Source organism: Nostoc favosum CHAB5714 (genome assembly GCF_020829495.1).
In the GTDB taxonomy this organism is placed as follows: domain Bacteria; phylum Cyanobacteriota; class Cyanobacteriia; order Cyanobacteriales; family Nostocaceae; genus Nostoc; species Nostoc favosum.
The window spans coordinates 1-12029 of record NZ_JAIVFQ010000016.1 but is presented as its reverse complement, the minus strand read 5'-3'; the positions used below and the strand labels follow the sequence as shown (position 1 = coordinate 12029).

13 protein-coding genes are annotated in these 12029 nt (G+C 42.6%); 8 read left to right on the top strand and 5 right to left on the bottom strand.

Features of this window, described 5'->3' with window-relative positions; genetic code table 11:
- Positions 1-426, top strand: a complete 426-nt coding sequence (locus LC586_RS13325) for an ATP-binding protein (RefSeq protein WP_229485281.1) — start codon at positions 1-3, stop codon at positions 424-426.
- Positions 427-528: 102 nt separating this feature from the next.
- On the opposite strand, the gene LC586_RS13320 is transcribed toward LC586_RS13325, so the two are convergent.
- Complete coding sequence (locus LC586_RS13320; RefSeq protein ID WP_229485280.1) at positions 529-945, bottom strand: ketosteroid isomerase family protein; 417 nt, start codon at positions 943-945, stop codon at positions 529-531.
- 774 nt (positions 946-1719) lie between these two features.
- On the opposite strand from LC586_RS13320, the gene queG reads away from it, so the two are divergent.
- Together queG and LC586_RS13310 are read left to right on the top strand one after the other, a co-directional pair.
- Complete coding sequence (queG, locus tag LC586_RS13315; protein ID WP_229485279.1) at positions 1720-2694, top strand: tRNA epoxyqueuosine(34) reductase QueG; 975 nt, start codon at positions 1720-1722, stop codon at positions 2692-2694.
- A complete protein-coding gene (locus LC586_RS13310; RefSeq protein WP_229485278.1) occupies positions 2669-3307 on the top strand; it encodes an HAD-IA family hydrolase in 639 nt (212 codons plus the stop codon). The genes queG and LC586_RS13310 overlap by 26 nt, the downstream gene beginning before the upstream one ends.
- A gap of 451 nt (positions 3308-3758) precedes the next feature.
- Here LC586_RS13310 and LC586_RS13305 read toward each other — a convergent pair whose 3' ends face one another.
- Positions 3759-4133 carry a hypothetical protein gene (locus LC586_RS13305; protein WP_229485277.1) on the bottom strand — a complete coding sequence of 125 codons (375 nt, stop codon included), beginning with the start codon at positions 4131-4133 and terminating at the stop codon, positions 3759-3761.
- A 223-nt stretch (positions 4134-4356) separates the two neighbouring features.
- Here LC586_RS13305 and LC586_RS13300 point away from each other — a divergent pair, with 223 nt between their 5' ends.
- Entirely contained in the window at positions 4357-4887 is a 531-nt protein-coding gene (locus LC586_RS13300) for an orange carotenoid protein N-terminal domain-containing protein (RefSeq protein ID WP_229485276.1), read from the top strand.
- Positions 4888-5133: 246 nt separating this feature from the next.
- On the opposite strand, the gene LC586_RS13295 is transcribed toward LC586_RS13300, so the two are convergent.
- Complete coding sequence (locus LC586_RS13295) at positions 5134-5898, bottom strand: ABC transporter ATP-binding protein (protein WP_233715576.1); 765 nt, start codon at positions 5896-5898, stop codon at positions 5134-5136.
- Between the two features lie 552 nt (positions 5899-6450).
- Between LC586_RS13295 and LC586_RS13290 the strand changes: the two genes are divergently transcribed.
- The 4 genes from LC586_RS13290 (at position 6451) to LC586_RS13275 (ending at position 11221) form a co-directional block, all read left to right on the top strand.
- Positions 6451-7053, top strand: coding sequence for a Uma2 family endonuclease (locus tag LC586_RS13290; RefSeq protein ID WP_229485275.1), 603 nt, complete (start codon positions 6451-6453; stop codon positions 7051-7053).
- Between the two features lie 837 nt (positions 7054-7890).
- The gene (locus LC586_RS13285; RefSeq protein ID WP_229485274.1) at positions 7891-8079 is read left to right on the top strand and encodes a hypothetical protein; all 189 of its coding nucleotides are present in this window, start codon (positions 7891-7893) and stop codon (positions 8077-8079) included.
- 438 nt (positions 8080-8517) lie between these two features.
- Positions 8518-9972 (top strand): efflux RND transporter periplasmic adaptor subunit, encoded by a 1455-nt coding sequence (locus LC586_RS13280; protein ID WP_229485273.1) that lies wholly within the window; start codon positions 8518-8520, stop codon positions 9970-9972.
- Between the two features lie 31 nt (positions 9973-10003).
- Positions 10004-11221 carry an ABC transporter permease gene (locus LC586_RS13275; protein WP_229485272.1) on the top strand — a complete coding sequence of 406 codons (1218 nt, stop codon included), beginning with the start codon at positions 10004-10006 and terminating at the stop codon, positions 11219-11221.
- A 65-nt stretch (positions 11222-11286) separates the two neighbouring features.
- Here the strand turns inward: LC586_RS13275 and LC586_RS13270 are convergent, their stop codons facing one another.
- Positions 11287-11544: a type II toxin-antitoxin system RelE/ParE family toxin gene (locus LC586_RS13270; RefSeq protein ID WP_229485271.1), complete on the bottom strand. Its 258-nt coding sequence runs from the start codon at positions 11542-11544 to the stop codon at positions 11287-11289.
- A 64-nt stretch (positions 11545-11608) separates the two neighbouring features.
- The gene (locus LC586_RS13265; RefSeq protein ID WP_229485270.1) at positions 11609-11887 is read right to left on the bottom strand and encodes a type II toxin-antitoxin system ParD family antitoxin; all 279 of its coding nucleotides are present in this window, start codon (positions 11885-11887) and stop codon (positions 11609-11611) included.
- Positions 11888-12029: the final 142 nt, after the last annotated feature.

Below are 12029 nucleotides of genomic sequence, written 5' to 3'. Positions count from 1 at the left end.
ATGAAAAGTGAACTTCATGTACCAAGTGACTTGAGTTTTCTTAATATTGTCGAAACCTGGCTGCTGGGATGTTTGAAAATCCAGTTAGGAGAATCTGTGGACTGGTCACGGCAATCAAGCCGTTTGAGGTTGGCTTTAGTAGAAGCCTACTCAAATGCAGTCCGTCATGCTCACAAGGACAAACCAAATTTACCGATTTTACTGCGCTTGGAAGTAAAAGACCGGGATCTTGCCCTCGAAGTTTGGGACTACGGCGAAGGCTTTAATATGTCTGATTACTATGCTCCAAACCCTATGGAAAAACAAGAAGGTGGTTATGGTTGGCTAATTATGAATCGTCTCATGGATAAAGTAGACTACCAGTTGCAGATTGATGGTGCCAACTGTCTGAAGTTAGAAGCTACTTTACCCGAATTACTGAATTAGACAAAAGTTACTACTTTTCAAGTAATGTGTTATGTGGATTTTCCGTGATTGGATTTTGTTTTGGGTACGATCAAATATTGCCTAAGCTTTTATACTTGTTTGCTAGTTTTCACGACGTAAAGAAAGTAACTCTTTGGGAGAAGCTAAAAGTTTGATTTTAGTATATGAAATTTGCCGTTGTTGGTTGAGGATAAATAACCACAAGACATTTACACTACACCATGAAGTTTGTGCTTTGCCTGTTACCTGGACTTGAATCGTAGCGTTTTCTAAAGCCTCAGCTATTCCACTGTTGGGATAAGCTTTAATGTTTTGGCATTCTTGTTTTAAGTAGGCTGCGATCGCATGTGTTCCCACAATATCAGATTCAAATGGTGGACGCATCACACCATCTTCCGCAAATAAGGCAGCAGTTGCCTCAAATTCTTCTGCATTTAAGGTTTCAAAATAACGCAGTACACTTGTTTCTGTAATTCCCTCAATCTGGAATTCTTCTTTCAATTGTTCAGCAGAGGTCACGTCGCTTCGCTCCGAATTCAAAATTCAAAATTCAAAATTCAAAATTCAAAATTAACAATCTCCATAAATAAATTTATGGCAATGTATCCTTTTTTACTGGAATCATAGAATTATCTGTATTATGCTACCTAAATATTAATTTCAATACAAAAATAGCTAAAAAGAAACCTGCTGTTGAGATATTGCCACATTTGTATAAATCTTCCTCACGATGGTTGAGATGTTGCAATATAGCGGTTCTCAATTGCATGGGAATACAGACCACTCGTAGGGGCACAGCATTGCTGTGCCTCTACCATATTTTGAATGCAAACGAGAACTGCTATAAAAAAATTTATATAAGGAAGTCGGCACAATAAAAGCAAACTGTGTGAATAAAAGTAAACAAGGCTCAAACCCTTTTTCCCCCAGCAAGAACTGCCCCCTACCCCCAGGGCTGTTTCATTCCCCAAAGAGCTTTAAAAATCAAGGGTTCTAGCAATTAAAAATTGATTGTTTTGTTACCTACGTGCCGATAGAATGAACTATTTTACTGATATTTAAGTGTTTAAATGTTCATCTCATCGTCACCCTTACTTACAATTTTCTCGCTAACCATCTTGACAAATCCTGTTTTAAATGGAATGAATCAGCCCTGCCCCTACCCCCTGCCTTATGCCAACGATAATTATTTATGCCGATCTACTTAGAATAAGCAACAAATGTTAATCAAAGGTATTGACTACGTAATGTAGAATTAAATCGCCTTTATTTAGGCAAAATCCAGATAAAAAAATGAATCAGTATTCCGTAACAAGCAGCAATGTAGTGAAAGAGAAAGCCGGCGAGTTGGGCTTTCACAAGGTTGGAATTGCTGCTGTAGATAAGGTAGATACCACAGAAGCGCAGAGGTTACAAGCATGGATTGAACTGGGTTATCACGCCGATATGGAATGGATGGCTAACCCAAAACGTCAGGATATTCGCTTAGTTATGCCAGAGGCGCGATCGCTAGTGTGTGTGGCGCTAAATTACTATACGCCACATCAACGTCCAGAAGGCGAGGAATACGCCAAAATTTCTCGTTATGGCTGGGGAAGGGATTATCACAAGGTGATGCATAAAAAACTCAAGCAGCTAGCCATCTGGCTAGAATCACTTGAAAAAGGTGTATTAGCTCGTTATTATGCAGACACTGGCCCGGTGCAAGATAAAGTGTTGGCTCAACTTGCCGGAATTGGTTGGATTGCCAAAAATGGTAATGTGATTACACGAGAATATGGCTCTTGGGTATTTTTGGGAGAAGTGTTGACCAATTTAGAATTAGAGAGCGATCGCCCACATACAGAACACTGCGGTAGCTGTACTCGTTGTCTTCAGGCTTGTCCTACGGGTGCAATTACTCAGCCTTTTGTCGTGGATGCTAATCGCTGTATTGCTTATCATACGATTGAAAATCGGGCAGAGGAATTACCAGAGGCAGTGACACCTCATTTACAAGGCTGGGTTGCTGGTTGTGATATTTGTCAAGATGTTTGTCCTTGGAATCAACGTTTTTCCCAAACAACTGATATTGCAGAGTTTCAGCCTTATCCTGGGAATATTGCTCCCAAACTGCTAGAATTAGCCCAAATCTCAGATCAGGAGTGGGATAAACGATTTCCAGCATCTGCCTTGCGGCGGATTAAGCCAGAAATGTTACGACGCAACGCCCTAGCTAATCTTGACGCATCCAGGCGAAATAATGACCCCGAAAGTAATTATTTTTGATTTTGATGGCACTATTGCTGATACAGTAGATGCCCTTGTAAGTATTGCCAATCGTCTAGCTGTAGACTTTGGTTATAGACACATAAGCCCAGAGCAATTATCCTTCCTTAAAAACTTAACATCTAGGGAAATTATTAAGTACTCAGGAGTTTCTCTATTTAAGATACCTTTTTTAGTTAAAAAAGTTAAAGGAGAATTAAAAAACAAAATCCCAGAATTAAAGCCAATTCCGGGAATTAAAGAAGCATTAATCGAACTCCAAAATGAAGGATATAAACTGGGAATTATCACTTCTAATTCTAAAGAAAATGTGACGCAATTCCTGAGAATCAATGATTTAAATCACTTATTTGATTTTATCTACTCAGGAATTACGATTTTTGGTAAAACAACCATAATCAATAATGTATTAAGGCAAAATCAACTCCAACCTCAAGAAGTTATTTATGTTGGAGATGAAACCAGAGATATCGAAGCATCAAAAAAAGCAAATATCCAAGTGATTGCAGTAACTTGGGGCTTTAATTCACCGGAAGTACTAGCCAAGCAAAATCCAGATTATTTAATTCAGCGGCCTAGCGAACTATTAGAAGTGATGAATGGTCGTCATTAGTCATTGGTCATTGGTCATTGGTCATTGGTCATTGGTCATTGGTCCAAAAGAAACCACGTCTATAAGGGACGTGGTTTGAATTAGTCTTAATTATTAGTTTTTTTCGCCCAGAAGGGGCGAGGTATGTACCAAAAACTCTTTATTAATAGTCATATCATGTCCGCTTGATTGCTTCTTAAACCCGAAGAACCCCACCCCGCCAAAGCTATGCTTTGTCTCCCCTCCCGAAGAGCGGGGAGGGGATTAAGGGGAGCCAGTGCGGTCTTGGGGTCTCCCCAAGTGGAGCATCTGGCGTGTGGGGTCTAATGACTGTGGTAAGCATAACTATTCATGCGGACATGATATCAAAAGTCGATAGTGAAAATCTTAACTATTGACGATTCACCAAAACAATAGAGTGGGCCATGTATATCAATGCCCACCCTACAAAATAGCAAAATATCAGAAAAACTTAATTTTTCCGTTCACCCTTTTCTAAAGCTTGTTTTACTAGATCATCACTGACATTAGTTACACCCTCAGTCTTAGAATTCCCAACTTCCTTTGCTAACTCTAAAAAATCATCAGGATTACCAGTTGACTGCGCTTGAGTTTTTGTCTCTTCTGGTTTAGAGGTTTGATATTTAGGTGCAGTGGCTGCTTCGGCTGCTGCTGCGCCTTCACCTGTGCGATCAACTTCACTAACGCTGAATTGTTGTGCAGTTGCATAATCAGCATCAAAATCGACGTTTGGCGCTTTTTCTTCACCACTAGCTATGCTTTCGGCAGCTAATTGGGCATCATGGGTGGGAGCTTCATTAACATTGGGCTTTACTTCATCAGGCATAATTAAAATCCTTAGGTTAAATTTTTTATTGCTTACTTGAAAGAGCATAGCAAAGTAATGAGCTACTTTGCTTGCTCCCTTGGGAGAGGCTTTACCTCTATTAAAAGATAGATTAAAGCTGCAATTGGCAATTAATATAACTCTTTCTCTCGATAGTAGAAGCTGATGCTCAAACTTTGGTAAGCCTTAGTTTGGCGTGTAAAATTTCTTTGGAAATAAAATTATGACTGCAAGTTACGATAAAACTATTTCTCAAGCCCAGAGCAATGAATCTCAAAATTTGGTAGATGGGTTTAATAATTTAGATACCGATGCAAAATTAGCTTGGTTCTATTTAGTTTATAAAAAAATGGGTGATTCTATCACACCAGCTGCTCCTGCTGCGGCCGAACCTGAGTTAGCACCACTTCTGCTAGGAGACTATTTTGAGTTATCAGATGAGCAGCAACTAGATATTATGCGGGATATAGTTAACCGCAAAGATACAGAATATTCCCGTGCTTATGGAGCGATAAAAGAAAACAACCAGCTGTTAGTTTGGTATGCTTGGGCAGTAGCTATGGGAGATAAGGTGGTTGACTTACCAGCTAGCTATGAACCAACTAAGGCAATTACTGATCTGGTTTCCCAGATTGAAGGATTAGATTTTGACGAGCAAATTTCGGTGTTTCGGACAATAGCTGGTGAAGTGGGTTACACCGATGTTAAGCCTATTAAGACGCAAGCAGAAACTGGAAAAACGTCTAGTTTGTAATCGTAACTGGCGACTAGTACCGCAAGGCAAAAGTCAAAAGTCACAAATGCTTTAATTTTGGGCTTTCTGGCTGTTTTGAACAGTTATCAGTTAACGTGAGTTCGACAAGTACTTTTCTGACCTCTCCCCCAACCCCTCTCCGACACGGAGAGGGGAGCAAAAAGCCTAATTTTTGGTTACTCCTCCCTCGGCTTGTAGGAAAGGGAGGTTGGGAGGGAGAGGTTCATCGAATTGACGTTAATTAAGTTATGACATAGCAACGCTACTCAAGTCAGATGGTGTGAGATTGGAGTGTACTACTTGACCATCACGGAACCAAACTATGCGCTGGGTTTGACGAGCAACTTCTGGTTCATGAGTTACCATGACAACGGTAATTCCACTAGCATTGAGTTCGCTAAAAATATCTAAGACTTCTTGGGTTGTGCGCGAATCAAGTGCGCCTGTAGGTTCATCGGCTAAGAGTAGCACGGGACGATTAACGATCGCACGCGCGATCGCTACTCGTTGTTGTTGTCCACCAGATAGTTGAGTTGGTTTGTTGTTGAGGCGATTTGCTAAACCTACTCGCGTCAGAGCTTCTGTTGCCCGATCGCTTCTTTCTTTTGGGTTCACACTAGCATACACCATTGGCAACATCACGTTTTCTAGGGCTGTTAGTTGGGGCAATAGATGGAATTGTTGAAACACAAACCCCAGCTTTTTATTCCGGATGTGTGCCAATGAGCGATCCTCCATTTGGGCTACATCGAGGTTATCTAAGTAATAATGTCCGTCTGTGGGACGGTCGAGACAACCGATAATATTCATGGCTGTGGATTTACCAGAACCAGAAGGCCCCATAATTGCACAATATTCGCCCTGTTCCACGATTAGGTTGACATCATTCAGCGCTCGTACTTCTGTTTCACCACTACCATAAATCTTGAAAATGTTTTCTAATCGAATGATTGCTGGTTTCGATACAGGATTAGGAACCAGGGAATCGGTAATTGTAATAGTGTTTGCCATAAGGAGATAGGTAATCTTGGACTGGGAAGAGAGTAGTTTATTATACGATTTTGGATTGTGAACGCCAGTGCGTCTCGTAGAGAAAGAGTTGCTGGTAATTGCTTTGAGCGCTCCATCTGTTGTAATCATTAGACCTCTTGCAAAAGTCCCTAACACCCCACCCCCAACCCCTCCCCGCAAGCAGGAGGGGAGACAAAGCGTAGCTTTGGCGGGGTGGGGTTCAAATTGTTTGATTTATGCAAGAGGTCTATTGCTCAAATTGGTATTATCCAATTATCACTATAATAACCACCGTCACAAGATAAATTGTTGGGTTGTCGTTGCGATCGCCGTACTGTTGGTAACAACCTTCGTGATATCAGCACTGAGCATATCACCTAAATCTGCGATCGTAACCACAGAGGTTTTTGCTTAGGAAATCATTGGCTGCAAATTCCTAACGTAAAATGCGAGGAAGTACCTTATAACTTTTGGATGCTACTTTGGAAATAATCACAAGAGAAACTATTTTAGTCTTCTGTAACATTTGGGTTCTAGTTTCAAGACGGAACAATGACACAAGCCAACTTATCTCAAACTTTAGCCGTCAATATTCCACCCACACTCACACTCACAGTCACTCACGATCAGTTTGTTCAGTTAGCACTGGCTAACCGAGATTTACAATTAGAACGAACTGCTACAGGAGAGTTGATTGTTATGCCACCAACCGGCAGTGATACAGGCAAGCGAAACTTTGACATTGCCGGACAACTCTGGTTATGGAACCGTCAAACAAAATTAGGTGTAGCTTTTGACTCATCTACTGGTTTTTATCTGCCTAATGGGAGCGATCGCTCTCCTGATGCTGCTTGGATACGTCAAGAAAGATGGGATGCTCTCACTCTAGAACAGCAAGAAATTTTTGCTCCAATTTGCCCTGATTTCGTGCTGGAACTACGTTCTAAAAATGACTCCATAGAAAAGTTACGCGCCAAGATGAGAGAATATATAGAAAATGGCGCTTGCTTAGGTTGGTTAATTGACCGGAAAAATCAAAAGGTGGAAATTTATCGCCAAAGTCGGGATGTAGAAGTTCTGAATAAACCTGCAAATCTGTCAGGGGAAGATATTTTACCTGGGTTTGTGTTGGATTTAACCGAAGTATGGAGTTAACCTTTATAGGCAGGGGAACTCTTAGCTGGGAGCAAGGGGGAGGATTTAAAATTCCCCAGCAATCAAGGGTTTCAGAGCAAATAAATTTATTTATGCTCAAAAATAAAGTAATTTATTACATATTTACAGCAGATTGCAACAGGCGTGAGGTACAGATAATCGTAGGGGCACAACATGTTGTGCCCCTACGTGTACTTGATTTACCTGAAATACGCTGTATAACTTTATGGCTACTTTCGATCCAAGCAATCTAAAGATGAAAAGTCTGTAGCAATATCCCGCAGGGTGCGGCGGTTTTTGGCGACGCCGAATAGCCCGCACTTCGGCTGCGCTCAGTGACCGCCGCAGGCATCGCTTCTCTACGAAACGCCCTGGCGTTCACCAAGCAATACGGTTCAGTTAAGGCTTAAATATTAGTCAAAGTCAATTTTTTTAACGTAGACGCTGCATCGGCTTGCCGGAGGCTACCGCAAAGGACGCAAAGAACGCAAAGGAAGAAAAGAAAGAAATGCTTAACTGAACTGTATTGGTTCACCAAGCGCAAACAGAATTTTCCAAGACGAAAATTTGAAATTTGAAATTTCTGTTATGAGTCAGCAATCAGGTGAATTAAGAAAGCAAAATGCCTTTTTGCTTGCCCAAAACACTAAAATTAATGCGTGATCTACTGAAATGAGAAAGCAAACTGGGGTTTGAGAAAGCAATATGCCTTTTTGCTTGCTGAATCTACCGAAATGAGAAAGCAAACTGGGGTTTGAGAAAGCAATATGCCTTTTTACTTGCTGAATCTACCGAAATGAGAAAGCAAACTGGGGTTTGAGAAAGCATTTAGTCTAAATGCTTTCTCATTTCGGTATTTTGTTTATTAACGACAAGCCGGGAGGCTCCGGGTTAGGACTTTGCGTCTACGTCAAGCATAATGCTTCAATACTGCAAGCCGAGTATCCTAAGTATTGTGGCTTCTTTGGTGCAACAGTAGCGATGCCTGCGGTTCTTGCTAGCCTACGCCAAAAATGTGCCAAGTAGAAGCAAGCCAGGAGTAGCATCAGGCTTTTGCGTGGAAAAAAAGAAAGCGCAACCTCACTTGTAGTCTGTCTGGTGGCGAAGTTTTACCTAACAATGTGGCTAAAGTCACCCATTCAGGTGAAGCCATACAGGCATGTAACACGTATTATGAAGTAAGATTAAGCAACATGAAGCTAACTATGCGTCTAGTTGTTAGTTTTTTAATAAAGATTTAATCCAAAAACTTTAACAACTCCTTATTCCTGCACCTGCCCTTTAATGTTTATGTCCGCTCAATTAACCATAGTTAAGAGGAACCCCCAACCACTCCCCACAAGCGCAAAGGGGAGCAAAAGCGCAGCTGTTTGCTGTGAAGGGGTGATTTTACTATGGGCAATCCGATGGGCATTATATAATAACAAGCTACTCCCATAAATTAAGATTTATAGGCTTTTAGATATGGCTACGAACATAGAAATTCCTGTTATTGGCAAAGTTAAATATCCATTACGCTGGCTGATGGGGGTGATAGCAGGGGGTGTCTTGGTTGTTGGTACAGCCACAACCTATACTTTGATAAACCAAGGGACAAAAGAAGACATTGCTCAATTGACTGTGCCAGTAGCAGCGAAAAACGTCACCTTGCGGATTACAGCTAGTGGCAAAGTTGTGCCAGTTCAGAGCGTAAATATTAGTCCGAAGAACCCTGGAGTGCTGTCGCAATTATATGTAGAACAAGGCGATCGCATTCAACAAGGGCAAATTCTCGCCCGTATGGATAGCGCAGGTATTGAGGCTCAAAGAAGCCAGTACCGTGCTAACTTAGCCCAAAGTCAAGCACAATTAGCCGAAGCCCTTGCTGGTAGTCGTCCTCAAGAAATTGCTCAAGCAAGGGCGCGATTAGCACAAGCTCAAGCCCAGCTAGCCCAAGCTAAGGCTGGTAATCGTCCCCAAGAGATTGCTCAAGCTCAATCTCAAGTGGATGCGGCTCAAGCAAAGGTGAATTACACCAGTGGACAGGTAAAGCGTTATCAATACCTATATCAACAGGGAGCAGAGAAAAGACAATTACTCGATCAAGCCATCAGCGAAGACAAAAGTGCTAGAGCCAGTTTAGAAGAAGCTAAAAAACGATTGTCGTTACTCCAAATTGGTACTCGGACTGAAGAAATCGCCCAACGTCAAGCAGCAGTTAATGAAGCACGGGCAGCATTGATACTGTTAGAAGATGGCACTCGTTCTGAAGAAATTGTCCAGCGTCAAGCAGCTGTTGCAGCTGCTGAGGCTCAGTTGAAGGGTGTGCAAGTGCAGTTAGATGAGACTATTATTCGCGCTCCTCTTTCGGGAATTGTCACCCAAAAGTATGCTAACGTGGGTGCTTTTGTCACACCCACAACCTCTGCTTCTACTAGTGCGTCGGCAACTTCCAGTTCAATTGTCGCTGTCGCACGCGGGTTAGAAATATTAGCTCAAGTTCCCGAAGCTGATCTTGGCAGAATTAAACCGGGACAGCAGGTGGAAATTGTCGCTGATGCTTATCCCGATCAAGTTTTTAAAGGTAATGTGCGCCTAATTGCTCCAGAAGCTGTAGTGGAACAAGGTGTGACATCCTTCCAGGTGCGGGTTGCTCTGAATACTGGTACAGATAAACTGCGTTCTGGCTTAAATGTGGATCTTACCTTCCTGGGCGATCGCGTCAATGATGCCTTGGTGTTACCAACGGTGTCAATCGTCACTGAAAAGGGTCAAACTGGCGTACTTGTACCAGATGCAAACAATAAACCCCAGTTCCGCGAAGTTACAGTTGGGGCACAAATCCAAAACGAAACTCAGATTTTAGGTGGAGTTAAAGAAGGCGATCGCGTTTTTGTTAATCCACCCAAAGACTACAAAAAAGAACAAAATAATTCGTAATTCGTAATTCGTAATTCGTAATTTTTAAGACATGAATTTTTTAGAAAGTATTCAAATGGCGGGGAAAACTCTGCTGTCGAATAAACTACGTAGCGCTCTCACGATGTTGGGTATAGTTATTGGCAATGCCTCAGTGATTGCCATGATTGGCATTGGCGAAGGTGGGCAAAAATACGTTAATAAACAGTTGGAGTCATTAGGGCCAAATGTGCTGTTTGTACTGCCAGGTAATCGAGAAACTCAGCGTATCTCCTTTGAAGTGCCAAAAACTCTGGTGTTACAAGATGCTGAAGCGATCGCCTCTCAAGTCCCAACAGTAGTAGGAGTTGCACCGGAGTTAAACAGAAGACAGGTAGTTGTATACCGCAACAGAAACACCGATGTCAACATTATTGGCACAACTCCTAGCTTCCTGTCGGTGCGGGATTTTGAAACTGCTAAAGGCAGATTTTTCTCTGAGGTAGACATCAAGGGAAGTAACCAAGTTGTTGTGCTAGGTGGAGACTTGGCAGAAAAACTATTCGGTAATAATAACGCTATCGGTCAGCAATTGCGAGTTGGAAATACCAGCTTTCAAGTGATTGGGACGTTAATAACTAAAGGTTCTAGCGTGGGAGCAGATTATGATGATGCTGCGCTAATACCGATCACGACTTCAGCAAACCGACTTGTGGGAAAGAATTCTCCTTATGGTATCGCCTTAGATTATCTTGTTGCTGCGGCTCGTGATTCAGAGAGTGTGGATGCAGCAGAGTTTCAAATTACTAATTTACTGCGTCTACGGCACAAAATTAATGGTGAAGATGACTTTACTATCCGTTCTCAAAAGGATGCTTTGCAAACTGTCGGTCAAATCACAAGTGCATTGACAATTATGCTAGCTGCGATCGCTGGGATATCTTTGTTTGTCGGCGGCATTGGGATCATGAATATTATGCTTGTTTCCGTCACCGAACGCACTCAAGAAATCGGATTGAGAAAAGCGATCGGCGCAACTGAGCAAGATATTTTGCTACAGTTCATCATTGAGGCAGTGATAGTTTCCGCAGCTGGCGGTTTAGTTGGGACTGCGGTTGGCATCAGTGGCATTCTATTAGTGGGAGCCTTGACTCCCTTAGAAGCGGCACTTTCTCCAACAGCGATTACTATGGCAGTTGGTGTCTCTGGTGGTATTGGTTTATTCTTTGGTGTTGTTCCTGCACGTCGCGCTGCTAAACTCGACCCGATTGTGGCTTTGAGAAGTGCTTAGTGAGCAACAAGCTTATCGCAAGCCACCCCATCCCTACGCCTAATCGCATCCAGTTCTTATCGGATTTATAACTCCTCCCGTATGAAAGAATCATAATCCTGTCCCCCGTAAAAAGCGCCGTGGATGATTACCCGGTCGGGTTCTACGGAAAAAGCGATTGTTACCCGTTTGGCATACCCGATAATCCGCAAATTCGGTCTGAGATCATCGCGTTTGGTTCCGCGTTCCGGGAAGGTGGAAAGACTCTGGCAAAAGGCAATGATGCCACTGATGTAATGCTCTCTCTGCCTGTTCCTCCCCGCCACGGTCGGCGATATAGGCATAGAGACTGCCAAGTTGTTGCTCTGCCCGTGGCGAGAAGATGACGCTGTATTGTTTCATCTAGCGTTACTCTGCTGTTGTCCGCTTGCGGTACTGGGAGCGGATACGCGCTATAACCTGTTCTGCGGGGACACCCAGCGTTGCATCAGCTTCACATTCGTCATAGCTTTTAACAACTTCTTCGCGCAGCCACTTTTCCACAGCAGCGTCACGCGCCTGGAGAGTACGCAGACCATCCCGGATAACTTCACTTTCTGTCGCATATTCGCCAGAGGTGACTTTAGCCTTGACCATCTCCAACATGTCATGGGGCAATGTGATAGTGAGTGCCTGTGTCGTTCTCATAATAAATTCTCCTGCGTGACGTACCTACACTTCTCTAACGAGTAAGTGTAGGCTTCTCAAAGACTCCTCATTGAGGACATAATTTGAGCTTTTAGATCGTGCGCCCCACGATTCTTTATGTTGATCGCCGCATTCAAATCTC

Coding starts and splice junctions, on each gene's coding strand:
- LC586_RS13275 (WP_229485272.1), top strand. CDS start 10,004: ATGAATTTTTTAGAAAGTATTCAAATGGCGGGGAAAACTCTGCTGTCG.
- LC586_RS13290 (WP_229485275.1), top strand. CDS start 6,451: ATGACACAAGCCAACTTATCTCAAACTTTAGCCGTCAATATTCCACCC.
- LC586_RS13270 (WP_229485271.1), bottom strand. CDS start 11,544: ATGCCTATATCGCCGACCGTGGCGGGGAGGAACAGGCAGAGAGAGCAT.
- LC586_RS13305 (WP_229485277.1), bottom strand. CDS start 4,133: ATGCCTGATGAAGTAAAGCCCAATGTTAATGAAGCTCCCACCCATGAT.
- LC586_RS13300 (WP_229485276.1), top strand. CDS start 4,357: ATGACTGCAAGTTACGATAAAACTATTTCTCAAGCCCAGAGCAATGAA.
- queG (WP_229485279.1), top strand. CDS start 1,720: ATGAATCAGTATTCCGTAACAAGCAGCAATGTAGTGAAAGAGAAAGCC.
- LC586_RS13325 (WP_229485281.1), top strand. CDS start 1: ATGAAAAGTGAACTTCATGTACCAAGTGACTTGAGTTTTCTTAATATT.
- LC586_RS13285 (WP_229485274.1), top strand. CDS start 7,891: ATGCTTTCTCATTTCGGTATTTTGTTTATTAACGACAAGCCGGGAGGC.
- LC586_RS13265 (WP_229485270.1), bottom strand. CDS start 11,887: ATGAGAACGACACAGGCACTCACTATCACATTGCCCCATGACATGTTG.
- LC586_RS13310 (WP_229485278.1), top strand. CDS start 2,669: ATGACCCCGAAAGTAATTATTTTTGATTTTGATGGCACTATTGCTGAT.
- LC586_RS13295 (WP_233715576.1), bottom strand. CDS start 5,898: ATGGCAAACACTATTACAATTACCGATTCCCTGGTTCCTAATCCTGTA.
- LC586_RS13280 (WP_229485273.1), top strand. CDS start 8,518: ATGGCTACGAACATAGAAATTCCTGTTATTGGCAAAGTTAAATATCCA.